The organism is Pseudomonas sp. PDM27 (assembly GCF_019219205.1).
GTDB classification, from domain to species: domain Bacteria; phylum Pseudomonadota; class Gammaproteobacteria; order Pseudomonadales; family Pseudomonadaceae; genus Aquipseudomonas; species Aquipseudomonas laurylsulfatiphila.
Window position 1 is genome coordinate 139,764 of the sequence record NZ_JAHUWF010000017.1, and the last position, 26,703, is coordinate 166,466.

The 26,703-nt window shown below is 60.2% G+C and carries 24 protein-coding genes; 15 read left to right on the forward strand and 9 right to left on the reverse strand.

Translation table 11 applies throughout. The features are described 5' to 3' along the window. Positions 1-205 precede the first annotated feature (205 nt). Positions 206-1,636, reverse strand: a complete 1,431-nt coding sequence (locus KW838_RS27395) for a transglycosylase SLT domain-containing protein (RefSeq protein ID WP_102700595.1) — start codon at positions 1,634-1,636, stop codon at positions 206-208. A 99-nt stretch (positions 1,637-1,735) separates the two neighbouring features. After that, complete coding sequence (gene gloB / locus KW838_RS27400) at positions 1,736-2,503, reverse strand: hydroxyacylglutathione hydrolase (RefSeq protein ID WP_218504148.1); 768 nt, start codon at positions 2,501-2,503, stop codon at positions 1,736-1,738. A gap of 65 nt (positions 2,504-2,568) precedes the next feature. On the opposite strand from gloB, the gene KW838_RS27405 reads away from it, so the two are divergent. The 5 genes from KW838_RS27405 to KW838_RS27425 all read left to right on the forward strand — a co-directional run bounded on the left by KW838_RS27405 (position 2,569) and on the right by KW838_RS27425 (position 7,855). Next, the gene (locus KW838_RS27405; RefSeq protein ID WP_007979122.1) at positions 2,569-3,327 is read left to right on the forward strand and encodes a class I SAM-dependent methyltransferase; all 759 of its coding nucleotides are present in this window, start codon (positions 2,569-2,571) and stop codon (positions 3,325-3,327) included. A 92-nt stretch (positions 3,328-3,419) separates the two neighbouring features. After that, complete coding sequence (gene rnhA / locus KW838_RS27410) at positions 3,420-3,872, forward strand: ribonuclease HI (protein WP_007996378.1); 453 nt, start codon at positions 3,420-3,422, stop codon at positions 3,870-3,872. A 153-nt stretch (positions 3,873-4,025) separates the two neighbouring features. Next, positions 4,026-4,787 carry a DNA polymerase III subunit epsilon gene (gene dnaQ / locus KW838_RS27415; RefSeq protein ID WP_116579241.1) on the forward strand — a complete coding sequence of 254 codons (762 nt, stop codon included), beginning with the start codon at positions 4,026-4,028 and terminating at the stop codon, positions 4,785-4,787. A gap of 183 nt (positions 4,788-4,970) precedes the next feature. Next, positions 4,971-7,226: an arginine/lysine/ornithine decarboxylase gene (locus KW838_RS27420; protein ID WP_090455012.1), complete on the forward strand. Its 2,256-nt coding sequence runs from the start codon at positions 4,971-4,973 to the stop codon at positions 7,224-7,226. 14 nt (positions 7,227-7,240) lie between these two features. Continuing rightward, a complete protein-coding gene (locus KW838_RS27425) occupies positions 7,241-7,855 on the forward strand; it encodes a GNAT family N-acetyltransferase (RefSeq protein ID WP_102700599.1) in 615 nt (204 codons plus the stop codon). Here KW838_RS27425 and KW838_RS27430 read toward each other — a convergent pair. Then, entirely contained in the window at positions 7,821-8,714 is an 894-nt protein-coding gene (locus tag KW838_RS27430) for a LysR family transcriptional regulator (protein WP_218504149.1), read from the reverse strand. The two genes, KW838_RS27425 and KW838_RS27430, sit on opposite strands and share 35 nt — an antisense overlap. 88 nt (positions 8,715-8,802) lie before the next feature. After that, entirely contained in the window at positions 8,803-9,030 is a 228-nt protein-coding gene (locus KW838_RS27435) for a hypothetical protein (protein ID WP_102673602.1), read from the reverse strand. A 175-nt stretch (positions 9,031-9,205) separates the two neighbouring features. Between KW838_RS27435 and KW838_RS27440 the strand changes: the two genes are divergently transcribed. Further along, positions 9,206-9,766: an NADPH-dependent FMN reductase gene (locus KW838_RS27440; protein ID WP_218504150.1), complete on the forward strand. Its 561-nt coding sequence runs from the start codon at positions 9,206-9,208 to the stop codon at positions 9,764-9,766. Between the two features lie 17 nt (positions 9,767-9,783). Here KW838_RS27440 and KW838_RS27445 read toward each other — a convergent pair whose 3' ends face one another. Beyond that, the gene (locus tag KW838_RS27445; protein ID WP_218504151.1) at positions 9,784-10,449 is read right to left on the reverse strand and encodes a TetR/AcrR family transcriptional regulator; all 666 of its coding nucleotides are present in this window, start codon (positions 10,447-10,449) and stop codon (positions 9,784-9,786) included. A 54-nt stretch (positions 10,450-10,503) separates the two neighbouring features. Between KW838_RS27445 and KW838_RS27450 the strand changes: the two genes are divergently transcribed. Then, on the forward strand, positions 10,504-11,607 hold the full coding sequence (locus KW838_RS27450; RefSeq protein ID WP_218504152.1) for a DUF2855 family protein: 1,104 nt from the start codon (positions 10,504-10,506) through the stop codon (positions 11,605-11,607). A 160-nt stretch (positions 11,608-11,767) separates the two neighbouring features. On the opposite strand, the gene KW838_RS27455 is transcribed toward KW838_RS27450, so the two are convergent. Beyond that, on the reverse strand, positions 11,768-12,718 hold the full coding sequence (locus KW838_RS27455; protein WP_218504153.1) for a DUF1853 family protein: 951 nt from the start codon (positions 12,716-12,718) through the stop codon (positions 11,768-11,770). A gap of 117 nt (positions 12,719-12,835) precedes the next feature. Here KW838_RS27455 and KW838_RS27460 point away from each other — a divergent pair, with 117 nt between their 5' ends. The 6 genes from KW838_RS27460 to pepN are packed head-to-tail and all read left to right on the forward strand — an operon-like array spanning position 12,836 to position 19,352. Next, positions 12,836-13,726, forward strand: coding sequence for an NAD(+) kinase (locus tag KW838_RS27460; protein ID WP_007979142.1), 891 nt, complete (start codon positions 12,836-12,838; stop codon positions 13,724-13,726). Next, positions 13,723-14,697 carry a metallophosphoesterase gene (locus KW838_RS27465; RefSeq protein ID WP_371317897.1) on the forward strand — a complete coding sequence of 325 codons (975 nt, stop codon included), beginning with the start codon at positions 13,723-13,725 and terminating at the stop codon, positions 14,695-14,697. Before KW838_RS27460 ends, KW838_RS27465 begins: the two co-directional genes overlap by 4 nt. Then, positions 14,694-15,563: a rhomboid family intramembrane serine protease gene (locus tag KW838_RS27470; RefSeq protein ID WP_218504155.1), complete on the forward strand. Its 870-nt coding sequence runs from the start codon at positions 14,694-14,696 to the stop codon at positions 15,561-15,563. Before KW838_RS27465 ends, KW838_RS27470 begins: the two co-directional genes overlap by 4 nt. A 33-nt stretch (positions 15,564-15,596) precedes the next feature. Further along, positions 15,597-15,857: a YeaC family protein gene (locus KW838_RS27475; RefSeq protein ID WP_007979148.1), complete on the forward strand. Its 261-nt coding sequence runs from the start codon at positions 15,597-15,599 to the stop codon at positions 15,855-15,857. Next, a complete protein-coding gene (locus tag KW838_RS27480) occupies positions 15,854-16,684 on the forward strand; it encodes a DUF2797 domain-containing protein (protein WP_218504156.1) in 831 nt (276 codons plus the stop codon). The genes KW838_RS27475 and KW838_RS27480 overlap by 4 nt, the downstream gene beginning before the upstream one ends. A 10-nt stretch (positions 16,685-16,694) precedes the next feature. After that, positions 16,695-19,352, forward strand: coding sequence for an aminopeptidase N (gene pepN / locus KW838_RS27485; RefSeq protein ID WP_218504157.1), 2,658 nt, complete (start codon positions 16,695-16,697; stop codon positions 19,350-19,352). Positions 19,353-19,393: 41 nt separating this feature from the next. Here pepN and KW838_RS29665 read toward each other — a convergent pair whose 3' ends face one another. Beyond that, complete coding sequence (locus KW838_RS29665) at positions 19,394-19,525, reverse strand: hypothetical protein (protein WP_256358984.1); 132 nt, start codon at positions 19,523-19,525, stop codon at positions 19,394-19,396. Further along, positions 19,526-21,727: a hypothetical protein gene (locus KW838_RS27490; protein ID WP_218504158.1), complete on the reverse strand. Its 2,202-nt coding sequence runs from the start codon at positions 21,725-21,727 to the stop codon at positions 19,526-19,528. 374 nt (positions 21,728-22,101) lie between these two features. Between KW838_RS27490 and KW838_RS27495 the strand changes: the two genes are divergently transcribed. Both KW838_RS27495 and KW838_RS27500 read left to right on the forward strand, forming a co-directional pair. Continuing rightward, on the forward strand, positions 22,102-23,154 hold the full coding sequence (locus KW838_RS27495; RefSeq protein ID WP_104447336.1) for a YCF48-related protein: 1,053 nt from the start codon (positions 22,102-22,104) through the stop codon (positions 23,152-23,154). Between the two features lie 28 nt (positions 23,155-23,182). Next, positions 23,183-25,567: an RND family transporter gene (locus tag KW838_RS27500; protein WP_102700610.1), complete on the forward strand. Its 2,385-nt coding sequence runs from the start codon at positions 23,183-23,185 to the stop codon at positions 25,565-25,567. 147 nt (positions 25,568-25,714) lie between these two features. On the opposite strand, the gene KW838_RS27505 is transcribed toward KW838_RS27500, so the two are convergent. Then, positions 25,715-26,434 (reverse strand): FadR/GntR family transcriptional regulator, encoded by a 720-nt coding sequence (locus KW838_RS27505; RefSeq protein WP_156385876.1) that lies wholly within the window; start codon positions 26,432-26,434, stop codon positions 25,715-25,717. Between the last annotated feature and the right edge of the window lie 269 nt (positions 26,435-26,703).

Sequence of the window (26,703 nt, forward strand, 5' to 3'; positions counted from 1 at the left end):
ACAGGAAAAAGACGGGGGATTAATGCGCAATATCGGTCGGGCGACAATCCCTGTGGGAGCGAGCTTGCTCGCGATGGCGGCGTGTCAGTCGCCATCAATGCAAACTGATACACCGTCATCGCGAGCAAGCTCGCTCCCACAGGTTCTTGCACTGCCCACAAAAACTGAGCAGGCATAAAAAAGCCCCTGAAATCAGGGGCTCTTTTTAATGCGGATTGGCCACCGTCAACATCTGGCCGGGCTTCAGCGCCTGGCCGACACGAGGATTCCAGCGCTTGAGGTGCTGCATCTCGACGTTGAAGCGCTTGGCCACGAGGGCCAGCGAATCGCCTCGCTGGACCTTGTACTTGGTCTGCTGCTTTTTGGAGTTGGCGGCAATCACGGTGTTGACGCGCCCGGAGCTGCGTTTGCTGTTGTCCTGCATGACCAGGGTCTGGCCGGGCTTGAGATTCTTGCCGGTCAATTTGTTCCAGCGTTGCAGGTCCTTCACGTCAACGTTGTTGGCCTTGGCGATGGAGCCGAGGTTGTCACCCCGTTTGACCCGGTAGGACCGCCTGGCACTGGCGACCTGGGTGTCGTCGGCGCCCTCGAAGACCGGCTTGAGCGATTTCTTGCTGATCAGCTCTTCAGGGCGCATGGTCTGCAGGCTGCTGGTCAGCAGTTGCGCCTTGGAGGTCGGCACCAGCAGGTGCTGCGGGCCGTCGATGGTGGTGCGCTGCTTGAAGGCCGGGTTGAGCTGGAACAGTTCGTCTTCGTCGATGTTGGCGACTTCAGCGACCTTGGACAGGTCCATGCGCTGATTGATTTCGACGACCTGGAAATAGGGTTGGTTGGCGATCGGGTTGAGGTTCACGCCGTAGGCTTCCGGCGCCATCACCACTTGCGACAGCGCCAGCAGCTTCGGCACGTAGGCCTGGGTTTCGGAGGGCAGCGGCAGGTTCCAGTAGTCGGTCGGCAGGCCGAGACGCTCGTTGCGCTCGATGGCCCGGCTGACGGTGCCTTCACCGGCGTTGTAGGCCGCCAGGGCCAGCATCCAGTCGCCGTTGAACATGTCGTGCAGGCGGGTCAGGTAATCCAGCGCGGCGGTGGTCGACGCGGTGATGTCGCGGCGGCCATCATAGAAACGGGTCTGGCGCAGGTTGAAGTAACGCCCGGTGGACGGGATGAACTGCCAAAGACCCACCGCGTTGGCCCGGGAGTAGGCCATCGGGTTGTAGGCACTTTCAATCACTGGCAGCAGGGCCAGTTCCAGCGGCATGTTGCGCTCTTCAAGGCGTTCGACGATGTAGTGAATGTAGAGGCTGCCACGTTCGCCGGCGTTTTCGAGGAAAGACGGATTGCTGGCGAACCACAGGCGCTGCTGCTCGATGCGCGGGTTGACACCCAGCCCGTCCTGCAACTGGAAGCCCTGGCGCATACGCTCCCAGACGTCCTGTGGAATTTGCGGGCTGGGCTTTTCGCTGAGCCAGATCGGCTTCTGCTTGGCGCGCGCGGCGATGTTCTGCGTGTGCGCCGCATCGGTCTGCGGCGCATGGCTGGAACAGCCCGCCAGGGTGGCGGACACAGCCACCGCAATGGCTTGAGCCAGGCGGGTCAATGCGTCGGAACTGATGGCTTTGCGAATAGGTGACGACATTGGCTGGAAGTAAGTTCCGGGCAAAAATGTCGGGCGATTCTAGAAAGCGCACCCTGCGCGGTCAACCTTTCAGAATTGTTACAGCCTTGGGGGACCCCTTTAGAACGTGTCTTTCCACGCTCGCAGCGCAGCAAAAACCATATCGGGCGCCGAGTTATCGATGCCGGTCCGTTCGTCCGCTTTTTCTTTAACGGATGTTTCAGTGGCGCGCAAAAACGGGTTTGTGAGCTTTTCCAGCGCCAGTGTCGACGGCAGCGTCATGATCCCGGATTCCCGTTGGCGGGTGACTTTGGCCAGGCGTTCGGCCGTGTCCGGATTGTTCGGTTCGACGGCGGCGGCAAACTTCAGATTGCTCAGGGTGTATTCGTGGGTGCAGTAGACCAGCGTGTCTTCCGGCAGCGCAGCGAGGCGTGTCAGCGAGCTGTACATTTGCTGTGGCGTGCCTTCGAACAACCGCCCGCAGCCGGCGGCAAACAGGGTGTCGCCGCAGAACAGCAAACCGTGATGGTAATAGGCGATATGCCCCAGGGTGTGGCCGGGGACCGCGAAGATATCGAAGTCCAGCCCCAGCACGCTGATACGGTCGTTATCCTTGAGCGCAACCTCCCGGGCCGGGATCGTTTCGCTGGCCGGACCATAGACTTTCGCGTCCGTCGCTTTTTTCAGCTGTTCGACCCCGCCGACGTGGTCATGATGGTGGTGAGTGATCAAAATATCACTCAGTACCCAGCCCGGATTTGCCGTGAGCCAGGCGTGTACCGGGGCGGCATCACCCGGGTCGACCACCGCGCAGCGTTTGCTGCCGTGGTCTTGTAACAGCCAGATGTAGTTGTCGGTGAAGGCGGGCAGGGCAGTGATCTGTATCATCGTCGGATTCGCCAAACGGAAATCAATGGCGCATCTTAGAACTTCCTGGCGCGTTGGAGAATGCAATGACTGATAAAGCGTTCGCACAGGCTGATCCTGACTGGCTGGCGTTGATCAGCGCCGCCCGCGAGTGGCTGGAAGGTCCGATCGGGCAATTCCTGCTGGACGAAGAGCGGCGCATGCTCGAAGACGAGCTCGGGCGGTTCTTTGGTGGCTATCTGGTGCATTACGGCCCCTCGGCCCAGACCCCGCCGTCAGCGCCGCAGGTGCAGCGCAACGTACGCCTTGGCGCGCCGTTGCCGGGGGTCGAGATTGTCTGTGAGGAGCAGGCCTGGCCGCTCAGCGAGCACGCCGCCGATGTGGTGGTGCTGCAACATGGCCTGGATTTCTGTCTGTCGCCCCACGGTTTGCTGCGCGAGGCGGCAAGCAGCGTGCGACCCGGTGGGCATTTGCTGATCATCGGCATCAATCCCTGGAGCAGTTGGGGCCTGCGGCATGTGTTTGCCCAGGATGGGCTGCGCAAGGCGCGCTGCATTTCGCCGTCACGGGTCGCGGACTGGCTGAACCTGCTGGGCTTCGCGCTGGAGAAACGCCGCTTCGGGTGCTATCGTCCGCCGCTTGCGTCACCGGCGTGGCAGGCCCGCCTGGCCGGTTGGGAGCGCAAGGCCGGTGACTGGCAACTGTCGGGCGGTGGCTTCTATTTATTGGTGGCGCGCAAGATCGTGGTGGGCCTGCGACCGGTCCGTCAGGAGCGGCGCGAGCCGATGGGCAAGTTGATTCCTTTGCCGATGGCCAAGGTCAACCGTCGCAACATCGAACCGTAATACACACTTTTCATTTGCGGCCGGGCCTGTCCCGGCTTCGGGCGTCGTCGATCTGCGATCGGCGGGCCAGCGCATTTTCTGGATAGATTGGCATGAGCGATAGCGTAGAACTGTTCACCGACGGCGCCTGCAAGGGCAACCCTGGCCCTGGCGGCTGGGGCGCACTGCTGGTGTGCAAGGGCGTTGAAAAGGAACTCTGGGGCGGCGAAGCCAATACCACCAACAACCGTATGGAGCTGATGGGCGCGATCCGTGGCCTGGAAGAGCTCAAGCGTCCCTGTGAGGTGCTGCTGGTGACCGACTCCCAGTACGTGATGAAAGGCATCAACGAGTGGATGGACAACTGGAAGAAGCGCGGCTGGAAAACCGCGGCGAAGGAGCCGGTGAAAAACGCCGACCTGTGGAAATTGCTCGACGAGCAGGTCAACCGCCACAAGGTCACCTGGAAATGGGTGCGCGGGCATATTGGCCATCACGGCAACGAACGCGCCGACCAGTTGGCCAACCGTGGCGTCGATGAAGTGCGCGGGTACAAGCAGGACTGATCGCGATGTCTCTGTAGGAGCTGCCGAAGGCTGCGATCTTTTGACTTTGACTTTCAAGATCAAAAGCAAAAGATCGCAGCCTTCGGCAGCTCCTACAGGGACCGTGTTAATATCGCGGCTTTTGCCCGAATACCGATTGAGAGCTGAGCACTGATGGCCACCAGATCCGTTGTACTCGACACCGAAACCACCGGCATGCCGGTGACCGACGGCCACCGGATTATTGAAATCGGTTGTGTCGAGTTGATCGGCCGACGCCTGACGGGCCGGCACTTTCACGTGTACCTGCAGCCCGATCGCGAAAGTGACGAGGGCGCCATCGGCGTTCACGGCATCACCAACGAATTCCTCGTGGGCAAGCCGCGTTTTGCCGAGGTGGCCGAAGAGTTCTTCGAGTTCATCAAGGGCGCGCAGCTGATCATCCATAACGCGGCGTTCGACGTTGGCTTCATCAACAACGAATTCGCCCTGATGGGGCAGCAGGACCGCGCGGACATCACGCAGCACTGCTCGATCCTCGACACCCTGATGATGGCCCGGGAGCGTCACCCGGGGCAGCGCAACAGCCTCGACGCCTTGTGCAAACGTTATGGCGTCGACAACTCCGGCCGTGAACTGCACGGCGCGTTGCTCGACTCCGAGATTCTCGCCGACGTCTACCTGACCATGACCGGCGGGCAGACCAGCCTGTCCCTGGCCGGTAACGCCTCCGATGGCAATGGCTCCGGTGAAGGGGCGGACAATTCGGCCACCGAGATCCGTCGTTTGCCGGCGGATCGCCAGCCGACGCGCATCATCCGCGCCAGCGAAGACGACCTGGCCCGCCACGCGGCGCGCCTGGAAATCATCGGCAAATCCGCTGGTGCCCCGGCGTTGTGGGTGCAGTTGGCAGAGGCTGAAGCGCAGCAGGCGTAGGGGCGTTGAAAAAAGATCGCAGCCTTCGGCAGTTCCTGCAGAGAAACGCGTTCCCTGTAGGAGCTGCCGAAGGCTGCGATCTTTTGATCTTCGAATAACCGCACCGCTCGCCACTTGCGCTGCAACACTCTACCCTGAGGTGATTGGCAGGCTCTGGTCTGCCGCCTCAGGACACTGAGCCTCATGTATAAAGATTTGAAATTCCCGGTCCTGATTGTCCATCGCGACATCAAGGCCGACAGCGTCGCCGGCGACCGCGTGCGGGGGATTGCCCGGGAGCTGGAGCAGGAAGGGTTCAGCGTCGTTTCGGCGGTGGACTACACCGAAGGACGACTGGTGGCGTCGACCTACCATGGCCTGTCCTGCATGTTGATAGCGTCTGAGGACGCCAGCACCCATTCGCATTTGCTGCAAAACATGGCCGAACTGATCGGTCTGGCGCGAGTGCGTGCGCCGGATCTGCCGATCTTCGCCCTGGGCGAAAAAGTGACCCTGGAAAACGCGCCCGCCGATGCCATGGCCGAGCTCAACCAGTTGCGCGGCATTCTTTACCTGTTTGAAGACACCGTGCCCTTTCTTGCCCGGCAGGTGGCCCGCGCCGCGCGCAAATACCTGGATGGCCTGTTGCCGCCGTTCTTCAAGGCCCTGGTGCAGCACACCGCGGATTCCAATTACTCGTGGCACACCCCCGGTCACGGCGGAGGGGTGGCGTATCACAAGAGTCCGGTCGGGCAGGCGTTTCACCAGTTTTTCGGGGAAAACACCCTGCGCTCGGATCTTTCGGTATCGGTGCCGGAGCTCGGTTCCTTGCTCGATCACACCGGCCCCCTGGCTGAAGCCGAGGCCCGCGCAGCCCGCAACTTTGGTGCCGATCACACCTTTTTCGTGATCAATGGCACATCCACGGCCAACAAGATTGTCTGGCATTCAGTGGTCGCTCGCGATGACCTGGTGCTGGTGGATCGCAATTGCCACAAGTCGGTGCTGCACTCGATCATCATGACTGGCGCGATCCCGCTGTACTTGTGCCCGGAGCGTAATGAGCTGGGGATCATCGGCCCGATTCCCCTGAGCGAGTTCAGCCGCGAATCGATCCAGGCCAAGATCGACGCCAGTCCGCTGACCAAGGGGCGCTCACCGAAGGTCAAGCTCGCCGTAGTGACCAATTCGACCTATGACGGCCTCTGCTACAACGCCGAGCTGATCAGGCAGCAACTGGGCAACAGCGTCGAGGTGTTGCACTTCGACGAGGCCTGGTACGCCTATGCGGCGTTCCATGAGTTTTTTGCCGGGCGCTACGGCATGGGCACGTCCCGCGATGAAGACAGTCCGTTGGTGTTCACCACCCACTCCACCCACAAGTTGCTGGCGGCCTTCAGTCAGGCATCGATGATTCACGTGCGCGATGGCGGCGCTCGGCAACTGGACCGGGATCGCTTCAACGAAGCGTTCATGATGCACATCTCGACCTCGCCGCAGTACGGCATCATCGCCTCGCTGGATGTGGCTTCGGCCATGATGGAAGGGCCGGCCGGGCGTTCGCTGCTGCAGGAAATGTTCGACGAAGCCCTGAGCTTTCGCCGGGCGCTGGCTAACTTGCGCCAGCATATTGCCGCTGATGACTGGTGGTTTTCGATCTGGCAACCGCCGTCGGCGGAAGGCATCGAGCGGGTCGTCACCGAGGACTGGTTGCTGCAGCCCGATGCCGACTGGCACGGCTTTGGCGGCGTGACCGATGACTATGTGCTGCTCGACCCGATCAAGGTCACGCTGGTGATGCCGGGGCTGACGGCCGGTGGCGCCCTCAGCGAACGCGGGATTCCGGCGGCGGTGGTCAGCAAGTTCCTTTGGGAGCGTGGCCTGGTGGTTGAGAAGACCGGGCTGTATTCGTTCCTGGTGTTGTTCTCCATGGGTATCACCAAGGGCAAGTGGAGCACGCTGCTCACTGAATTGCTGGAGTTCAAGCGCAGCTATGACGCCAACGTCAGTCTGGCCAGTTGCCTGCCTTGCGTGGCGCAGGAAAACGTCGCGCGGTATCAGGGCATGGGCCTGCGTGATCTGTGCGATCAGTTGCATGCCTGTTATCGCAGCAATGCCACCGCCAGGCACCTCAAGCGCATGTACACGGTACTGCCGGAAGTCGCTATGAAGCCGGCGGACGCCTATGATCAATTGGTGCGCGGAGAAGTCGAGGCGGTGTCGATCGATGCGCTGGACGGACGGATCGCCGCGGTGATGCTGGTGCCGTATCCACCCGGCATTCCGTTGATCATGCCGGGTGAGCGCTTTACCGAGTCGACCCGCTCGATCATCGATTACCTGGCGTTTGCCCGCACGTTCGATAGCAGTTTCCCGGGGTTCGTTGCTGATGTGCACGGATTGCAACATGAAGATCAGGGCAGTGGGCGGTGCTACACCGTCGATTGCATCAAGGAGTGAGGACCTTTCCCAGTATGCAGCCGGTTATAAATCCGAATTATCCAGGGTTGTCGGTACGGGTTGCCGATGAAGGTTTTGCCGCCTACATCTGGGGCAGTGATTTCAGTTTTGAAGTCGCGGCCTATGGTGCCGCCGAAATCGGCAAACCGGTCGCACAGTGGCCGGTGACGCCGATCACGCCTTATCGCAAGTGCTACGGCATCGACCCGGAGGAGTTCAGCAGCTTTCGCGATGCCGCCGACAGCGCGATTTTCATGGCCTACCTGGATGACCAGCCCGTGGGGCACCTGGTGGTCAGTACCAACTGGAACGGTTTTGCCCATATCGACGAACTGGCGGTGCATGCACCGGCCCGACGGCACGGCGTGGCCAAGGCCCTGCTGGATGTGGCGCAATTCTGGAGTCGCAAGAAGAAACTCCCGGGCATCATGCTCGAAACCCAGAACAACAACCTGGGGGCTTGCCGGCTCTATGAACGCTGCGGTTACGTGATCGGCGGGATCGATCACCTGCGCTATCGCGGCATCGATCCGAACACCGCCGAAGTGGCGCTGTTCTGGTATCGACTGTTCGAAAACCCGCTGGAAAACCCGCTCAGTTCGTCAGCATCGCCGCGGCTTGTTCCGTGACGATGGCCAACAGGGTCTGAACCGCCGGAGAGGGTTCGGCGTTTTTCAGGGAGAGGGCGTAGAGGCTGACCGGGATGGCGGGTGCCAGCGGGCAGCTGTCCAGTCCCGAGGCTTTGGCACCGAGGGCGGTGAAGGGGTCGACGATGGCCAGGCCTTCGCCGGCCTCGACCATGCTGCGCATCATCTGGTGCGTCTGCACCCGGGTCTGGATCACCGGGGCCGGGCGCAAGCCGTGCAGTTTGTTTTCCAGTGCCGGGCTCAGCGGGTCGTGCCCCTCCAGGCCGATCATCGATTGGCCGGCCAGGTCCTGCAGTGAAATGTATTTCTGTTTCGGTTGCAGCCAGCCATGGGGGGCGAGCAACTGAAGTTTGCCCTGGGCAATCACCTGGCAATCGAGGTCGGCGTGATCGGGGTCGTGCAGGCTCAGGCCCAGATCGCTTTCACGCAGCAGCAGGCTTCTGACGATGTCGCGGGTCGGCTGGCTCAGCAGTGTGCAAGGCGCGTCGGGCAGGCGTCGGCGCAGGGCCGCGATACTGTGTGGCAACAATTGGTTGGCCAGGGGCGGGGTGCAGATGATGCGCAGCGGCGGCGCCAGGTATTGCCTGAGGCTGTTGGCCAGACGCTGCACCGGTTCGAGCGCGTCGTAGACCCGGGCGATTTCCACCTGCAGTTGCTGCGCTTCGCGGGTGGCCTGCAATCGTCCGCGAACGCTGGCGAACAGCATGAACCCCAACTGATCCTCGGCGTCGCGCAGCAAGCGCTCGACTTCGGCCACTGGCAACTGCAGCCATTCGGCGGCGGTGCCCAGGTGACCGGTCTGCAGGAGCGCCTGGATCACTTCGATATGGCGTAAGCGCATGCGTGAAGTCCATGTTCAGCAGGTGGAGGAGTCAGTGGCTGAATCCTACCCCAAGTCCGCGCATATGACTTCTGCTCATAACGACGGGTTATGAAGCGCTGACGGTTTGCGGTTCGCGGGTAATGGTCACGCCGGTTTGCACCAGCATGAATTCATTGTCGTCGACCTTGTTGACACGGTCGCCAATGGCCAGCTTATAGGTAGTGACAGGCCCGGAACCGTCTACCGCCGGGGTGGATTCCTGGAACTCGTGCACCGAATAAATACGGCCTTGCGCGTCTCTTGCATGGAACTGACCGACGAGTACTGCTGCCATCTGCTTAGAACCTCTGGAGATAAATCACTCAATTTGCGGCTCTGTAGACCGTGTCTGGGTGAGGTAAGTTTTCCTACAGGAAAAAAATAGTCAGGGACGGCGTTTTCAGTCGCCCGCTGCTTGAATCGTCATCTATAACTACAAGCTCTTCCTATCGGACAGTCGAGACATTCCCATGAGCAACGTCTATTCGGTCGCCGTCGTGGTCGGCAGCTTGAGAAAGGAATCGATCAACCGCAAGGTCGCACGGGCCCTGGCTGAACTGGCACCGGCCAATCTGAAGTTGAACATCGTCGAAATTGGCGATCTGCCGCTCTACAACGAAGATATCGATGGTGCTTCACCGCCGGCAGCCTACAGCACTTTCCGGCAACAGGTGAGTACATCCGACGCGGTGCTGTTCGTGACCCCGGAATACAACCGCTCGGTGCCGGCGCCGTTGAAAAATGCGATTGACGTGGGCTCGCGCCCCTACGGGAAAAGTGCCTGGAGCGGCAAGCCGGGCGCGGTTATCAGCGTTTCGCCGGGGGCCGTCGGCGGGTTTGGTGCCAATCACAACCTGCGTCAATCCATGGTGTTTCTCAATGTGCCGCTGATGCAGCAACCGGAGGCCTATCTCGGGAACGCCGGTTCGGCGTTCGACGAGGCGGGCAAATTGTCCGAGTCGGTCAAGCCGTTTCTGCAAAGTTTCATCAATGCCTATGGGCAATGGGTCGAACAGCACAAAAAAGTCTGATGCTCGTTTGCCAGCGCTCAGTCCTGCGACCCGTTGGCCAATCGGCTGCAAACCAGAGCTTCCATTTCCGACAGCCAGGCGGCGGTTTGTTCCGCCGCCGGTTGTGCCGTGACGCAGTAGCGACGACCGCCCCAGGCCATGATGACCCAGGCTTCTATGGTCGGCGCTGACGGCTGCATCGGTATATCGCCGCAGGCCGCGAAGGCTTCCCGCCATTTTTGCGACAGTTCTTCGTACACCCTTCGGTGATGCTTGGGTTCGGCGATCTGATGCTCGATGAGCGACACGGCATGGTTGAACAGGGGTTGTCGGGGATCGTCAGGGTCGCAGGTCAGGCGTATCAGTCGCTTGATGCGCGCCAGCCAGTCCAGGTCGTTTGCCTGGATGACGTCTTGATCCAGTTGGGCCAGCAGTACATCCAGGCGATGCCGGATGTAACCCGACAGCAGGGCTTTTTTGCTCGGGAAATAGTCATACAGCGTGCCAACCGCCACCCCGGCTTCCAGTGCCACATCCCGGGTGGTCAGTCTTGACCAGCCGTTGCGCTGCCAAATCCGAACAAAAGCCTCGTAAATCGCCTCGACGGTGAGGATCGCCCGAGCCTGACTCGGTCGTTTCAGCGGTTTGGCGCGGGAATTGAGGGTGGGCGAGCCGCCCCTGGTGTTTCCGAACCCACTCTTCATCGGCAGTCATTACCCTTGTGTGACCCGCCACCTTGTCGCAGCAGGAGACCGAACATGCAGGATTTCACCACGGTAACACGCCTGATTACCCGTAAAAATGCCCTGGACCAGAGCCGCATAGCGCAGGAGCGACGTAGCCTGGTTCCGGCTGCCGGCGAGGTGATCCTGAAGATTGATCGTTGCGCACTGACCACCAACAACATTACGTACGCGGCGTATGGCAATTCAATGAACTACTGGGGTTTCTTTCCTGCAGGCGAGGAGGGCTGGGGCCACATTCCGGCCTGGGGGTTCGCGGATGTCATTGTTTCGACCGTGGTCGGCATCGAGGTGGGCGAGCGCTTCTACGGTTACTTTCCGCTGGCCAGCCACCTGTGGATGCGCCCGGAACGGGTCACCGAACGAGGCTTCTACGACGGGGTCGGGCATCGCTTGGGGCTGACCTCGGCGTACAACCAATACACGCGCTGCGGTTGGGATGCGTACTACAGCCCTGAAACCGAGAACCTGCAGATCCTGCTCAAGCCACTGTTCCTGACCTCTTCAATGCTGGCGGACTTCCTCCAGGACAACCAGTTCTTTGGCGCAACCCGGCTGGTGTTTTCCAGTGCGTCGAGTAAAACCGCCTACGGCACGGCGGTCTGCCTGGAGAGTCATCCGCAACTGGAGCGGATTGCCCTGACCTCGGCCGCCAACAAAGCTTTTGTCGAAACCCTCGGTTGTTACGAGCGGGTAGTGTCCTATGAAGAGCTGACGAGTCTTGGGAATGATCGTCCTGCGCTGTATGTGGATTTTTCGGGTGACCTCCCGTTGCGGGATCAGGTGCACCAGCACTGTGCCGGACAACTGGTCTACAGCTGCTTCGCCGGCTCTGCGCAAAGTACCGATGAGGCACGGTTGACGGCTATCGAAGGGCCACAACCGGTGTTCTTTTTTGCACCGATCCAGATCCGCAAGCGCAATGCCGAATGGGGGCCGGAAGGGGTCAGCCAGCATATCGGCGAGGGGTTGCTGCGGTTTATTCGGCAGGTGACGGAAAGTGAGAAACCGTTGTTGAAGGTGATTGAAAGTCGAGGTTATGAGGCAGCGCAAAGCGTCATTTTCCGCTTGTTCCATGGCCAGGTCCCACCTGTCGAGGGGCATGTGATTCGGTTGTAGGCGGGCAGTCTTCGTGCATCCCGGATAGACCGTGGTGACTTCTTCGCGAGCAAGCCCGCTCCCACATTTGATCTCGGTCGAATACAGATTTTGTATCCGCTGAGAATCCCTGTGGGAGCGGGCTTGCCCGCGAAGGGGCCGGCACAGGCAATACAAAAACTCAACCCTGTCCCGGCACATTCGGCCAAAGATCCGCCACCAGAAACAATCGCTCGGCCTCTTCCCAGTCGCCATTGGCATTTTCCGTCAGGCGTACCAGCAGTTGTGCCGGCGCCAGCGGGTCCAGGTCCTTGAGCCATGCCCGCATCTGTTCAGGGGTCCAGGTGTGCTCCGCCGAATAGTGCGCCGGTGCCAGCCAGGCATGGCGGGGCAGGGGTTGCCAGCGACCGGGCGCGCTCTGGGCAACCAACGCCGGCCAATCCTTTTGATGCAGCCAGCGACCGCGCAAATGCTGCGGATGGGCACCCGACGGCGGGGCGGCCTGTCCGGGCCAGGGGTAGAGCAAATAACCCCCCAGCCACAAATGGGCGCTGAAGGCCTGGATATCCAGCGCCGCCAGTACTTCACGGCTCTCGGGGCGTGCGGAAATCGGTAACTGATGCTGGCTCAGGTGCGCCAGTTTGCGGTCGAGCCGATCGTGGCAGCCCGGGCCCAGCCACTGGGCGGTGTCGTGCCCGTCGCCCGATTGCGGGCCGAGGTAGAGCTTGATCGCCAGTTCCAGGTGATGCACGCCGTCGCGGTCACGCAGCAGCATGTCCAGTTCACCCAGGGTGTGCCCTTCGCGGCGAATCGGCATGTTGGCGGCAATCAGCTCAATGCCCGGCGCGTGCTGCACGGCAAATTGCCAGAGGCGTTCGTAGTACAGACCCAGGCGGCGGGTCCGGGCCTGGGCCAGCCAGTGCAGCAAGCCATAACTGTCCCGATCCAGCTGCCGCAGCCACTGCTCCAGTCGGTCCGGTGCCTGCACCCAGTCGCTGCCGGCCAACGGGTGACGTTGCGGCCACGGGGTATCGTCCAGCATGGGCGGGGCGAGGATGACCCACGCCAGGTCACGCACTTCGGGATGGCGTAACTGATGGGGCAGGTGGAGCAGATCCGGAAATAGCATCATCTTGCGAGCATAGCCCGAAACACGGGCACACCCTTGAAGCTGAAAGGATTTTGTCTACGGGCCGCTTTCGCCCATAATCGTGGTTTTCGCCGCCACACAGATCCCCGCAGGAGCCCCATGGAGCAATTTCGCAATATCGGCATCATCGGTCGCCTGGGCAGTTCCCAGGTGCTGGATACCGTCCGCCGACTGAAACGGTTTCTGCTCGATCGTCACCTGCACGTGATCCTCGAAGACACCATCGCCGAAGTGCTGCCAGGGCACGGCCTGCAAACCTCGTCGCGCAAGATGCTCGGCGAAGTCTGCGACATGGTCATCGTGGTCGGTGGTGACGGCAGCCTGCTCGGCGCTGCCCGGGCGCTGGCCAAACACAATATTCCGGTGCTCGGCATCAACCGGGGCAGCCTGGGGTTCCTCACCGACATCCGTCCCGACGAGCTCGAGGCCAAGGTCGCCGAAGTGCTGGATGGCCACTATCTGGTGGAAAACCGCTTCCTGCTGCAGGCCGAGGTCCGCCGCCACGGTGAGGCGATCGGCCAGGGCGATGCCCTGAACGACGTCGTGCTACACCCCGGCAAATCCACGCGAATGATCGAATTCGAGCTGTACATCGACGGCCAGTTCGTCTGCAGCCAGAAGGCCGACGGCCTGATCGTCGCCACGCCGACCGGTTCCACCGCCTACGCGTTGTCTGCCGGCGGGCCGATCATGCACCCCAAGCTCGACGCTATTGTTATTGTGCCGATGTACCCCCATACCTTGTCGGGTAGACCGATCGTGGTCGATGGCAACAGCGAGCTGAAAATCGTCGTGTCCAAGGATATGCAGATTTACCCGCAAGTCTCGTGCGACGGGCAGAACCACTTCACCTGCGCGCCCGGCGACACCATTACCGTCAGCAAAAAAGCCCAGAAACTGCGGCTGATTCACCCGCTCGACCACAACTACTACGAAGTCTGCCGGACCAAGCTCGGCTGGGGCAGCAAGCTGGGGGGTGGAGGCGACTGATGCTCGATCCCGCGCGTAGCTACGACCTGATCGGTGACGTGCACGGTTGCGCCCTGACCCTGGAGCACTTGCTCGACCGACTCGGCTATCACAAACAGGGTGGCGTCTGGCGGCACGCGTCGCGCATGGCGGTGTTCGTCGGCGATATCATCGACCGCGGCCCGCGGATTCGCGAGGCGCTGCACATCGTCCACGACATGGTCGAGGCCGGTCAGGCGTTGTGCATCATGGGCAACCATGAGTTCAATGCGCTGGGCTGGAGCACACCGGCGCTGCCCGGCAGCGGCAAGCAGTTCGTGCGCGAGCACACGCCGCGCCATGCCCGCCTGCTGCACGAAACCCTGACCCAGTTCGAAGGCCATCCGGCTGACTGGCACGACTTCCAGCAATGGTTCTATGAGCTGCCGCTGTTCGTCGATGCCGGGCGTTTTCGCGTGGTCCACGCCTGCTGGGATGCCGGGCTGATCGAGCCGCTGCGGGCGTTGTTCCCCAACGGTTGCGTCGACGAGCATTTTCTCCAGGCATCGGCGGAGTCGGGTTCGTTTGCCTGCACCGTGTTCGATCGCCTGTTGCGCGGCACCGACATGCGCTTGCCCCATGGCCTGACCATGACCAGCGGCGACGGCCTGGTGCGTTCGTTCTTCCGCACCAAGTTCTGGGAAGACGATCCGAAAACCTACGGCGACATCGTGTTCCAGCCGGACGCGCTGCCTGAGCCCGTGGCGCGGACGCCGCTGACGTCCACTGAAAAGAACAGCCTGCTGCGCTATGGCATCGATGAGCCGTTGTTGTTCGTCGGCCATTACTGGCGCAGCGGCAAGCCGGCACCGATCCGCCCGAACCTGGCCTGCCTGGATTACAGCGCAGTGCTCTACGGCAAACTGGTTGCCTATCGACTGGATCAGGAAACCCGCCTCGATCCGGATAAATTCGTCTGGGTCGATGTCGAGCGGCCGGAGGTGCTGCAATGAGTGCTGTAGCGGTATTGCGTCTGCCCCTGGCGGTGGACTTGAGCGGGTTCGTCACCCTGCTCAAGCGCATGCAAGTGCCCCATCGGGTCAGCGAAGAAGCGGGCGAGCAAGTGCTGTGGGTGCCGGACAACATCAGTGAAGACGTGCGCGCACTGTACGAACGGTTTCCGGCGGGCGATCCCGACCAGCAACTGGACATACCGGTGGCGCAGACCATCAAGCGCCCGGGCTTTGTCGAACAGCTGAAATACGCCAGGGCCACTGCATTGGTATTGCTGCTGAGCCTCGTCGTCGGTGCGATCACCTTGCTCGGTGACAACCTGGAAACCATGCGCTGGCTGACCTTCCTCGAATTTCGCGTAGTCGGCGAATACATCCACTTCACACCGCTGGCCGACAGCCTGGCGGCGGGGCAGTGGTGGCGCCTGTTCACGCCGATGCTGATCCACTTCGGCATCCTGCACCTGGCGATGAACGGCATGTGGTACTGGGAGCTGGGGCGGCGCATCGAGTCGCGCCAGGGCAGCATCAACCTGATCGGCCTGACCCTGCTGTTCAGTCTGGTGTCCAACTACGCCCAGTACGCCTTCAGCGGGCCGACCTTGTTCGGCGGATTGTCCGGCGTACTGTACGGCCTGCTCGGGCATTGCTGGATCTTCCAGTTGCTGGCGCCGAACCCGGCCTATCGCCTGCCGCGCGGCGTGCTGGTGATGATGCTGGTGTGGTTGCTGCTGTGCCTGTCCGGGCTGGTCTCGATGATCGGCTTCGGCGAAATCGCCAACGCGGCCCACGTCAGCGGGTTACTCATCGGATGCTTCACCGGTTTGTTGGGCGGTTTGTATAACCGCCGTAAACTGGCCGCCTAATTCAAGAACATGCAATAAAGAGACGGAGACCCAATGTCCTCTTTTAACGAAATGATCCAGAACATCACCCCCGATATCTACGAGAGCCTGAAACTGGCCGTGGAAATCGGCAAATGGTCCGACGGTGGCAAGCTCACCGCCGAACAACGCGAACTGTCGCTGCAGGCGATGATCGCCTGGGAAATCCAGAACCTGCCCGAGGACCAGCGTACCGGCTACATGGGGCCGCAGGAATGCGCCTCGAAGTCGATCGAAGTGCCGAACATCCTGTTCAAGTCGGATGCCATCCATTGATCGAGATTGGCCGCGGTGCAATCAGCAAAATGTCGGCACGCCTTGACGGGCCGAACGTGCAATACGCTTTCCGTCTGGGCGACACCGAGGTTCCGGTCAATCCGTTGATCGGCACCAGGGTGCGTCTGGAATACCTGGGGGCGATCCACTGCACCCATTGCGGACGCAAGACCAAGACCAGCTTCAGCCAGGGTTACTGCTACCCGTGCATGACCAAGCTGGCCCAGTGCGACCTGTGCATCATGAGCCCGGAGCGCTGCCACTTCGACGCCGGCACCTGCCGGGAGCCGGAGTGGGGCGAGACGTTCTGCATGACCGATCACGTGGTGTACCTGGCCAACTCGTCGGGGGTGAAAGTCGGGATTACCCGTGCCACCCAGTTGCCGACCCGCTGGCTCGACCAGGGGGCGAGCCAGGCCTTGCCGATCGTGCGCGTATCGACCCGGCAGCAGTCGGGTTTCGTCGAGGATCTGTTTCGCAGCCAGGTGGCGGACAAGACCAACTGGCGTGCTTTACTCAAGGGCGATGCGGCGGCGGTGAACCTGGCCGAGGTTCGCGATCAACTGTTCGACAGCTGCGCCGAAGGCTTGCAAGGGTTGCAGGAACGATTCGGCTTGCAGGCGATCCAGACGGTTACCGGCGTCGAACCGCTGGAAATCCGCTACCCGGTCGAGCAATACCCGGCGAAGATTGTCAGCTTCAACCTGGACAAGAACCCGATTGCCGAAGGCACGCTGATGGGGGTCAAGGGCCAATACCTGATCTTCGACACCGGCGTGATCAACATTCGTAAATACACGGCTTACCAGCTCGCCGTGCATCAGTAAGGACTCCAGCATGCGCACCGAACAACCGAAGATGATCTACCTCAAGGACTATCAGGCGCCCGAGTACCTGATCGACGAAACACACCTGACCTTCGAGTTGTACGAGGACCACAGCCTGGTCCATGCGCAACTGGTGATGCGCCGTAACCCCGAGCGTGGCCCGGGGCTGCCGCCGCTGGTGCTGGACGGCCAGCAGCTGGAACTGCTGTCGGTCACCCTGGCCGACCAGGAGCTTTCCGAGGCACAGTATCAGCTGACCGAGAATCACCTGACCCTGCACCCGACCAGCGCGACCTTCACGGTCGATACCAGCGTCAGGATCCATCCGGAAACCAACACCGCGCTGGAAGGCCTGTACAAGTCCGGCACGATGTTCTGCACCCAGTGCGAGGCCGAAGGCTTCCGCAAGATCACCTATTACCTCGACCGCCCGGACGTGATGAGCACATTCACCACCACGGTCGTCGCCGAGCAGCACAGCTATCCGGTGTTGCTGTCCAACGGCAACCCGATCGCTTCCGGCCCCGGCGAAGACGGCCGGCACTGGGCGACCTGGGAAGACCCGTTCAAGAAACCGGCGTACCTGTTCGCGCTGGTGGCCGGTGACCTGTGGTGCGTCGAAGACAGCTTCACCACCATGAGCGAGCGCAACGTGGCGCTGCGCATTTACGTCGAGCCGGAAAACATCGACAAGTGCCAGCACGCAATGAACAGCCTGAAGAAATCCATGCGTTGGGACGAAGAGGTCTATGGTCGCGAGTACGACCTGGACATCTTCATGATCGTTGCCGTGAATGACTTCAACATGGGCGCCATGGAGAACAAGGGCCTCAACATCTTCAATTCCAGCGCCGTGCTGGCCAAGGCCGACACCGCCACCGACGCCGCGCACCAGCGGGTCGAGGCGATCGTCGCCCACGAATACTTCCACAACTGGTCGGGCAACCGCGTGACCTGCCGCGACTGGTTCCAGCTGTCGCTCAAGGAAGGCTTCACCGTGTTCCGCGATGCCGGGTTCTCCTCGGACATGAACTCGGCCACGGTCAAGCGCATCCAGGACGTGGCGTACCTGCGCACCCACCAGTTCGCCGAAGACGCCGGCCCCATGGCTCACGCCGTGCGCCCGGACAGCTTCATCGAGATTTCCAACTTCTACACCCTGACCGTGTACGAAAAGGGCTCGGAAGTGGTCGGCATGATCCACACCCTGCTCGGCGCCGAAGGCTTCCGCAAAGGCAGCGACCTGTACTTCGAACGCCACGACGGCCAGGCCGTGACCTGCGATGACTTCATCAAGGCCATGGAAGATGCCAATGGCGTCAACCTGACCCAGTTCAAGCGCTGGTACAGCCAGGCCGGTACACCGCGTCTGGCGGTGAGCGAGTCCTTTGATGCCGCGGCGAAAACCTACAGCCTGACCTTCCGCCAGAGCTGCCCGCAAACCCCGGACAAGGTTGAAAAACTGCCGTTCGTGATCCCGGTCGAGCTGGGGCTGCTCGATAGCCAGGGTGGCGAGATTGCCCTGCGTCTTGCCGGTGAGGCGTCGGCCCAAGGCACTTCCCGAGTGATCTCGGTGACCGAAGCCGAACAGACCTTCACCTTCGTCGACATCGCCGAACAGCCGCTGCCTTCGCTGCTGCGTGGTTTCTCGGCACCGGTGAAACTCAGCTTCCCGTACAACCGCGACCAGTTGATGTTCCTGATGCAGCACGACAGCGACGGCTTCAACCGCTGGGATGCCGGCCAGCAACTGTCGGTGCAGGTGCTGCAGGAATTGATCGCCCAGCAGCAGAAGGGCGAAGCCCTGGTGCTGGATCAGCGTCTGGTGTCGGCGCTGCGCACGGTGCTCTCGGACGCGTCGCTGGATCAGGCCATGGTCGCCGAAATGCTCTCGCTGCCAAGCGAAGCGTACCTGACCGAAATCAGTGAAGTGGCGGATGTCGAAGCGATTCACACTGCCCGCGAGTTTGCCCGCAAGCAACTGGCTAACGCGTTGTTCGAGGGCTTGTGGCTGCGTTACCAGGCCAACCGCGAGCTTTCCAAGCAAACACCGTACGTGGCCGAGGCGGAACATTTCGCCCGTCGCGCCTTGCAGAACATCGCGCTGTCGTACCTGATGCTCAGCGGCAAGCCGGAGGTTCTGGTGGCGACGCTGGAGCAGTTCGACGCGTGCGACAACATGACCGAGCGCCTGACCGCGCTGGCGGTGTTGGTCAACTCGCCGTTCGAAGCCGAGAAGGCCAAGGCCCTGGCCAGCTTCGCCGAGCACTTCAAGGACAACCCGCTGGTCATGGACCAGTGGTTCAGTGTCCAGGCCGGCAGCGTGTTGCCGGGCGGACTGGCACGGGTCAAGGCGTTGATGCAGCACCCGGCGTTCAACATCAAGAACCCGAACAAGGTGCGGGCGTTGATCGGCGCGTTTGCCGGGCAGAACCTGATCAACTTCCATGCGGCGGATGGTTCCGGGTATCGCTTCCTGGCGGATCTGGTGATTGAGCTGAACGGGTTCAATCCGCAGATTGCTTCGCGTCAGTTGGCGCCTTTGACTCGCTGGCGCAAGTATGACGGTGCTCGTCAGGCTTTGATGAAGGGAGAGCTGGAGCGGATTCGGGCTTCGGGGCAGTTGTCCAGTGATGTGTTTGAGGTGGTCAGCAAAAGCCTGGCTTGATCCTGATGCCGCGCAGTGCCAGGCACTGCGCGGCGTGCAGGTTAGCGCAGGGAGAAAAACTTCGTGGCCAGCTCCTTGTTGATGTGGCCGCGATGGATGGCGATTTTCTGGTCAGGGTTTTGTGCCTTGGCCAGTGCCGTGGCATTGGTTTCGAAGCGCTGTTTTGAAAACATTCAAGCGGTTTTAAAGAATAGTTTCCTGGCTATTTCGGTAGGCACCTTGCTTCGCCAGATGCGCACCACTTCCGCGTCTTCCCGCGCCTGTTTGAGCTGTGCCTTGAGCCCCATGAAACGTTGACCCGCACGTTTCAAGTGGGCAGCGGTATAGGACAAGTCTGGATCGGCGTCGTTGGCATAGTGAAAGTGCGCATACCACAGGACTTCGCCGGAGTGTTTATCCCTGATGGCAAATTCTGTGAGAAAGTCCCTTGCGTTAGTGGCTTGGCGGTTTTTCAGCGGTTCGATACTCAGCTCAGCACAATGCCACAAGGCTAGAACCTTCTCCGCCGTCGGCGCTTGCCTTTTGTATCCAGCATTGCGGTGCTTCAGACCTGCAGACTTCAAATCTTTTGCTTCAGTACGAAACGCTTCGATGACTGCCGATGTTTTCGGGTCTTCGCTTTTGACGAGAACAAGTTCGTCAATGATTGAATCCAGTTGTTCGGCGAGCTGCTCCAGCAAGGTGTTCCATTCCGCAGGACGCTTTTCTTCGCACAGCGAAGGGTCTTTCAGCTGTCCAATTTCGCGTTGAATCATTGCTTCGCGTTTTGTGCGCTCGACTAGCAGTTTGTTACCTGCCTCGATAATGGTTGTCGTAGACCGATTGACCGGTTTTGGCGCGGCAGTTAGTGTTTGCTCAATTACGGCGTAGTCACGTATCGGTGGACTCTCTTGCCGGATATTGATGATTTCGCCAGATTGAGGGGCACGAGTTTTGATGGCTTCGTGTTCCACTTTGGAATTTCGAACTTCAGTTTTCTTGGTCAAAGTGCCTTTATTGTGCAATTTTAATTTGCGTGCTTCTTCCGGCTTGTGTTTCAACGGCAGTGACGACCGGGGCAATACCATGACTTCTTCGATCTCTCGGATCGCAGCGGCCAGATCTTTTTCGGCAATGACGCGAGCCTCTTCGAGACATTGTTGAAAGGGGGCCTGATATTCCATGCGGATTTGAGTTGAGCCCATTTCCTTGAGTGAACGAATGGCGTGGGTATAGGTTTCATACTGTTTGAGCGCATTTTCGTACGTCGAGATTTTGTTTTCCGGTGGGTTGTCCCGATTGTTGCGCATCTCAATGTGCGCCCCGACCGCAGAATGCAGTTCGTTTCCAACTATTTGCTTGAGGAAGTTAAACTCGGTCAGATCAGCGATCGGGCTGTGGTGTTTGGGTATCAAGTTTTTGTAGCGATGCAGCATGTCTAACTTCACACTGCTGGAGTCAGGCATACTTGACACCATCCACAGAATTTCATCATGGGCGTGGGACTTCGTCAGCCGAGGTATTTCTTCAAGCATCGTTTCTAGTTGGATCGTCCCCACTAACAACTCTTTTAAATTGTCTATTTCTTTTTTCTGCTGGCCCATAAATTCTTCGTAAGCAGCGTATTCGCCACGGTCCATTTCGATCTTCGCCCGGGATAACAGCTTGTCCGCGCTTTCACCTCGGGAGGTAACTTGCAGGTCGCGACCCTGTTTGCACAGCAAGCTCATGCGCAACATCTGGTCAGCGGCTGCATCGATCAATGTTTTCCGCAGATCGTTTTCGTGAGCGGTGTCAGTGTCAATTTCTCGAACATGATTCAGGGCATTAATCCACTCCTGTCGCACCGGCTTGGCATTGTCCATGCACAATATCCACCTGCGCATGGCGACTTCGAATACGACTTGGGCTACTCGGGTATCTTTATGCTCCACCTCATATTCCCGTGCTGCCTGGTCCTTGCCCGCAGGCGATGCGACCTCCAGGCTATTGAAAGCGCAAACAAGTTTTTCCATTTTCAACTCAAAATTTTTTCTGGCAGCAACGACTTTGGCGAACGCTGCCTTTTGCGTCGGGACATGGGAGTTGTACTGTTGTTTTTTGGTCTCCAGCGCAGCAGATCTTTCGGCTTTTTTTGTACGCAAGGCAGCAGTTCTATGTCTGCCAGCTGTTTGCTTGTCGCCGTTGGCAATCGATCTGGGGCTCTTGCCATCCAGATTTTCCGGCAGCCCCGTCTTGAGTGGTTGCACGGGCGACACTAATACCGATGGTCCCTGGGTAACGAGTTTCACCGCTGTTGCAAGGGGTGTTTGGTCTTTTGGAGGGTTGTCGTTTACAGGACGGCGACTGGATGAGGGGCCGCTTGCGCCGATTGTACCGTTTGGGGATGAAAACATTTCTTGCCGTCCATGGGGAGTCAATGCGCGCCACCATAGGCAAGTGGCAAGTCGGTTTCTGACAAAAAACGCTCATCGATACAATTCGCTGGATTGCATGAATCAGCCAAACACCGACATAGACCGTCCATGGACAACTCGATCACCCTCGGCAATACCCGACCAGTCACCCGGGCCGCATCCCCCTCGGTTAACAAAACATAACGTGGCGTCGATTGTCAGACATGAAAAAACACCGATAGGATAGGCCAGCTTCCGAAGGGGCTCTGGATGGCGGGTTTCAGGACTATGCTCTGAAACAGCCGGTCCAGGCACGCACCCTTGCGGCGCCCAGAAAGGTTGAACGACCTAACAATAATAATGGGAGAAGGTCTATGAGTGAGCCTGTCATGGGTGTGGGTATCTGCCGCCCGCCGGCACTGCGCAAATTAGCGTTGCTGGCTACAGCGCTCTCGCTGTTGGGCTCTGCCATGCTGTCGGCACCTGTGTTGGCCGCGGCGGCGCCAGCATCCGATGTTGTTTATTCCATTGAATCGGCCAAGGCTGCCAAAACCCTGATGCTCGATGTCGTCCACGCCGGCAAGCGCCTGGTGGCGGTCGGGGATCGTGGGCACATCCTGTATTCCGATGACCAGGGCGCGACCTGGACCCAGGCCAAGGTGCCGACCCGGGCCCTGCTGACGTCGGTGTTCTTTGTCGATGACAAGCACGGCTGGGCCGTCGGCCATGACGCGCAGATCCTCGCCAGCGAGGACGGCGGCGCGACCTGGACCAAGCAATTCGAAGACCTGAATCGTGAATCGCCGCTGCTCGATGTCTGGTTCAAGGACGTCGACAGCGGCTTTGCCGTGGGCGCTTATGGCTCGCTGATGGAAACCACCGACGGTGGCAAGCATTGGGAAGACGCCAGCGACCGCCTGGACAACGAAGACCAGTACCACCTGAACGCGATCGCCGCGGTCAAGGACGCCGGGCTGTTCATCGTTGGCGAACAGGGCAGCATGTTCCGCTCCGCTGATTGGGGCCAGACCTGGGAGAAACTCGAAGGTCCGTATGAAGGTTCGCTGTTTGGCGTGATCGGCACGGCGCAGGCCAATACGCTGCTGGCCTACGGACTGCGCGGCAACCTTTACCGCTCCACGGATTTCGGCAGCACCTGGGAGCAAGTCGAGCTCAAGGCTGAGCGCGGCGACCTGGAGTTCGGGCTGTCCGGCGGCACGCTGCTCGACGATGGTTCGATCGTGATCGTCGGCAACGGCGGTTCGGTGATTCGCAGCAGTGACAATGGCGAAACCTTCAAGGTGGTCAACCGTCCGGACCGTATTTCGGTTTCGGCAGTGACGGCGGCAGGCAATGGCAATCTGGTTCTGGCCGGGCAGGGCGGCGTTCGCGTCACCTCGCCTAACGGCACCGAGTCGGGCAAATGAGCCGGGTTAATAATAAGAAGGCGGAGCTATGACTTCCTTGAGTACACATCACCAGGACAAGGCGACGTTCCTCGAGCGCCTGATCTTCAACAACCGTCCGGCAGTGATCACGATCTGCCTGCTGGTCAGTATTTTCCTGTTCTGGCAGGCGACGCTGATCCGTCCGTCCACCAGCTTCGAAAAGATGATCCCGCTGGAGCATCCCTTCATCCAGAAGATGATGGAGCACCGCAACGATCTGGCGAACCTGGGCAACACCGTGCGGATCTCGGTGGAAGCCACCGATGGTGACATCTTCTCCAAGGAGTACATGGAGACCCTGCGTCAGATCAACGACGAGGTGTTCTACATCTCCGGTGTCGACCGTTCCGGTCTGAAATCGCTGTGGAGTCCCAGCATTCGCTGGACCGAAGTGACGGAAGAGGGCTTCGCCGGCGGGGAAGTGATCCCGCAGAGCTACAACGGCTCCCAGGCCAGCCTTGATCTGCTGCGCAACAACGTGCTCAAGTCCGGTCAGGTCGGGCGCCTGGTGTCCAACGATTTCAAATCGAGCATCGTCGACATTCCGTTGCTGGAGTCCTACCCGGACCCACAGGACCAGGGCAAGCTGCTGGCGCTGGACTACCGCAAGTTCTCCCACGAGCTTGAGGACAAGATCCGCACCAAGTTCGAAGCGCAGAACCCGAATGTGAAGATCCACATCGTCGGTTTCGCCAAGAAGGTCGGTGACCTGATCGATGGCCTGGTGATGGTCGTGATGTTCTTCGGCATCGCCTTCGTCATCACCCTGATCCTCCTGCTGTGGTTCACCAACTGCCTGCGCAGTACCGTCGCCGTGTTGAGCACGACGCTGGTGGCCGTGATCTGGCAGCTGGGCCTGATGCACTTCTTCGGCTTCGGGCTCGACCCCTATTCGATGCTGGTGCCGTTCCTGATCTTCGCCATCGGTATTTCCCACGGCGTGCAGAAGATCAACGGGATCGCCCTGCAATCGAGTGAAGCGGAAAACGCCCTGACGGCGGCGCGTCGCACCTTCCGTCAATTGTTCCTGCCGGGGATGATCGCGATCCTCGCCGATGCCGTGGGTTTCATCACGCTGCTGATCATCGATATCGGCGTGATCCGCGAGCTGGCCATCGGCGCATCCATCGGTGTGGCGGTGATCGTGTTCACCAACCTGATCCTGTTGCCGGTGGCGATTTCCTATGTCGGCATCAGCAAGCGTGCCGTGGCCCGCAGCAAGAAAGACGCCACCCGCGAACATCCGTTCTGGCGCCTGCTGGCGAATTTCGCCAGCGCCAAAGTCGCGCCGGTTTCCATTCTGCTGGCGCTGATCGCCTTCGGCGGCGGCCTGTGGTACAGCCAGAACCTGAAAATCGGCGACCTCGACCAGGGTGCCCCGGAGCTGCGTCCGGACTCGCGCTACAACAAGGACAACAACTTCATCATCAACAACTACTCCACCAGTTCCGACGTGCTGGTGGTGATGGTCAAGACCAAGTCCGAAGGTTGCTCGCGCTACGAAGCCATGGCGCCGATCGACGAGCTGATGTGGAAGATGCAGAACACCGAGGGCGTGCAGTCGGCGATTTCCCTGGTGACCGTATCCAAGCAAATGATCAAGGGCATGAACGAAGGCAACCTGAAATGGGAAACCCTGTCGCGTAACCCTGATGTGCTGAACAACTCCATTGCCCGCGCCGACGGCCTGTACAACAACAGCTGCTCCCTGGCGCCGGTGCTGGTGTTCCTCAACGATCACAAGGCCGAGACCCTGGATCGCGCGGTGCATGCGGTGCAGGAGTTCGCCAAGGAAAACAACAAGGACGGCCTGGAGTTCATCCTCGCTGCCGGTAACGCCGGGATCGAGGCGGCCACCAACGAGGTGATCAAGAAGTCCGAGCTGACCATCCTGATCCTGGTGTACATCTGCGTGGCGGTCATGTGCATGATCACCTTCCGCTCGTGGGCGGCGACCTTGTGCATCGTGCTGCCGCTGGTGCTGACCTCGGTACTCGGCAACGCGCTGATGGCCTTCATGGGCATCGGCGTGAAAGTGGCGACCCTGCCGGTCGTGGCGCTCGGGGTGGGGATTGGCGTGGACTACGGCATCTACATCTACAGCCGCCTGGAAAGCTTCCTGCGTGCCGGCCTGCCGCTGCAAGAGGCGTACTACCAGACGCTGAAGTCCACCGGCAAGGCCGTGCTGTTCACTGGTCTGTGCCTGGCGATCGGCGTGTGCACCTGGATCTTCTCGGCCATCAAGTTCCAGGCCGACATGGGTCTGATGCTGACCTTCATGCTGCTGTGGAACATGTTCGGCGCGCTGTGGCTGTTGCCGGCACTGGCGCGGTTCCTGATCAAGCCGGAGAAACTGGCGGGGCAGAAGGGTAATTCGTTGTTTGCTCACTGATCCATGTTGAAATGAAAAAGCCGCAACCTTGGTTGCGGCTTTTTTGTGTGCGTTGAAGATCAAAAGATCGCAGCCTTCGGCAGCTCCTACAGGGGAATGGTGTACACCTGTAGGAGCTGCCGCAGGCTGCGATCTTTTGACGTTGCTCTACGACGGATCGCTACCCAGCACCACATTCAGCGCACTACGCGCATCATCCAGCTGCACCAGCGTTGCATGCCGGGCGCCCAGAGCATCACGGTTCTCGATGGCGGTGAGAATCGCCTTGTGCCGCGGCAGCGCCAGTTCATGCAGGTTCGGTCGCTGGTTCGAATGCTTCAAGGCTTCGGCGATGGCCACCGAGAGCATGTTGCACAGGTTGGCCAGCAAGTCGTTGTGCGTGGCGTCGGCGATGCGGCTGTGGAAGTCCAGGTCCGGCTGCAACAACGCCTCCGGTGTCGGCGCGGCTTCCATGCGCTGGTAGGCCTCACCGATGGACGCGATGTCCGCCTCGGTGGCGAATTGCGCGGCGAGGGCGGCAGCGGCCGGTTCGATGATGCTGCGTACACTGGTCAGCAGGTCGAAAAACTGGTTCTGCGGACTGCTCTGCATCAACCAGTGCAGCACGTCCGGATCGAGCATGTGCCAGTCCTTGCGCGGCTTGACCACGGTCCCCACGCGCGGGCGGGAATACACCAGGCCCTTGGCAACCAATACTCGGGTGGCTTCGCGCAGCACCGGCCGGCTGACCGCATATTCTTCGCACAACAGCGCTTCGGCGGGCAGTTTGTCGTCCGGCAGGAAACGTCCCGAGACGATCTGCATGCCCAGTTCCTGGACGATGCGCGAGTGCATGCTTTTGCGGTCGGAGGGTTTGCGGTAATCCATGGGGAGCGACGCGGTCCTGTGCGAATAGGTGTCGCGCATGATAGCAGGCGCGGCACGAACTTGAGGCGGGCGTAGATCAAATGTGGGAGCGGGCTTGCTCGCGAAAGCAGTGGGTCAGGCAACATATGCGTAGGCTGACACTCCGCTTTCGCGATGTAGAAACGGATACATCCTTTACAAACGAAACCGGGGACATCCTTTACGTTTTTGTGGGTTTGAAAGGCGGTTTTCACCGCTTTTCAAACGCCCTAAAAGGTAACTGCACAAAT

Excerpts from the sequence above, each read along its gene's own strand:
- KW838_RS27395 (WP_102700595.1), bottom strand. The coding sequence starts at position 1,636 with ATGTCGTCACCTATTCGCAAAGCCATCAGTTCCGACGCATTGACCCGC.
- gloB (WP_218504148.1), bottom strand. The coding sequence starts at position 2,503 with ATGATACAGATCACTGCCCTGCCCGCCTTCACCGACAACTACATCTGG.
- KW838_RS27405 (WP_007979122.1), top strand. The coding sequence starts at position 2,569 with ATGACTGATAAAGCGTTCGCACAGGCTGATCCTGACTGGCTGGCGTTG.
- rnhA (WP_007996378.1), top strand. The coding sequence starts at position 3,420 with ATGAGCGATAGCGTAGAACTGTTCACCGACGGCGCCTGCAAGGGCAAC.
- dnaQ (WP_116579241.1), top strand. The coding sequence starts at position 4,026 with ATGGCCACCAGATCCGTTGTACTCGACACCGAAACCACCGGCATGCCG.
- KW838_RS27420 (WP_090455012.1), top strand. The coding sequence starts at position 4,971 with ATGTATAAAGATTTGAAATTCCCGGTCCTGATTGTCCATCGCGACATC.
- KW838_RS27425 (WP_102700599.1), top strand. The coding sequence starts at position 7,241 with ATGCAGCCGGTTATAAATCCGAATTATCCAGGGTTGTCGGTACGGGTT.
- KW838_RS27430 (WP_218504149.1), bottom strand. The coding sequence starts at position 8,714 with ATGCGCTTACGCCATATCGAAGTGATCCAGGCGCTCCTGCAGACCGGT.
- KW838_RS27435 (WP_102673602.1), bottom strand. The coding sequence starts at position 9,030 with ATGGCAGCAGTACTCGTCGGTCAGTTCCATGCAAGAGACGCGCAAGGC.
- KW838_RS27440 (WP_218504150.1), top strand. The coding sequence starts at position 9,206 with ATGAGCAACGTCTATTCGGTCGCCGTCGTGGTCGGCAGCTTGAGAAAG.
- KW838_RS27445 (WP_218504151.1), bottom strand. The coding sequence starts at position 10,449 with ATGAAGAGTGGGTTCGGAAACACCAGGGGCGGCTCGCCCACCCTCAAT.
- KW838_RS27450 (WP_218504152.1), top strand. The coding sequence starts at position 10,504 with ATGCAGGATTTCACCACGGTAACACGCCTGATTACCCGTAAAAATGCC.
- KW838_RS27455 (WP_218504153.1), bottom strand. The coding sequence starts at position 12,718 with ATGATGCTATTTCCGGATCTGCTCCACCTGCCCCATCAGTTACGCCAT.
- KW838_RS27460 (WP_007979142.1), top strand. The coding sequence starts at position 12,836 with ATGGAGCAATTTCGCAATATCGGCATCATCGGTCGCCTGGGCAGTTCC.
- KW838_RS27470 (WP_218504155.1), top strand. The coding sequence starts at position 14,694 with ATGAGTGCTGTAGCGGTATTGCGTCTGCCCCTGGCGGTGGACTTGAGC.
- KW838_RS27475 (WP_007979148.1), top strand. The coding sequence starts at position 15,597 with ATGTCCTCTTTTAACGAAATGATCCAGAACATCACCCCCGATATCTAC.
- pepN (WP_218504157.1), top strand. The coding sequence starts at position 16,695 with ATGCGCACCGAACAACCGAAGATGATCTACCTCAAGGACTATCAGGCG.
- KW838_RS29665 (WP_256358984.1), bottom strand. The coding sequence starts at position 19,525 with ATGTTTTCAAAACAGCGCTTCGAAACCAATGCCACGGCACTGGCCAAG.
- KW838_RS27490 (WP_218504158.1), bottom strand. The coding sequence starts at position 21,727 with ATGTTTTCATCCCCAAACGGTACAATCGGCGCAAGCGGCCCCTCATCC.
- KW838_RS27495 (WP_104447336.1), top strand. The coding sequence starts at position 22,102 with ATGAGTGAGCCTGTCATGGGTGTGGGTATCTGCCGCCCGCCGGCACTG.
- KW838_RS27500 (WP_102700610.1), top strand. The coding sequence starts at position 23,183 with ATGACTTCCTTGAGTACACATCACCAGGACAAGGCGACGTTCCTCGAG.
- KW838_RS27505 (WP_156385876.1), bottom strand. The coding sequence starts at position 26,434 with ATGGATTACCGCAAACCCTCCGACCGCAAAAGCATGCACTCGCGCATC.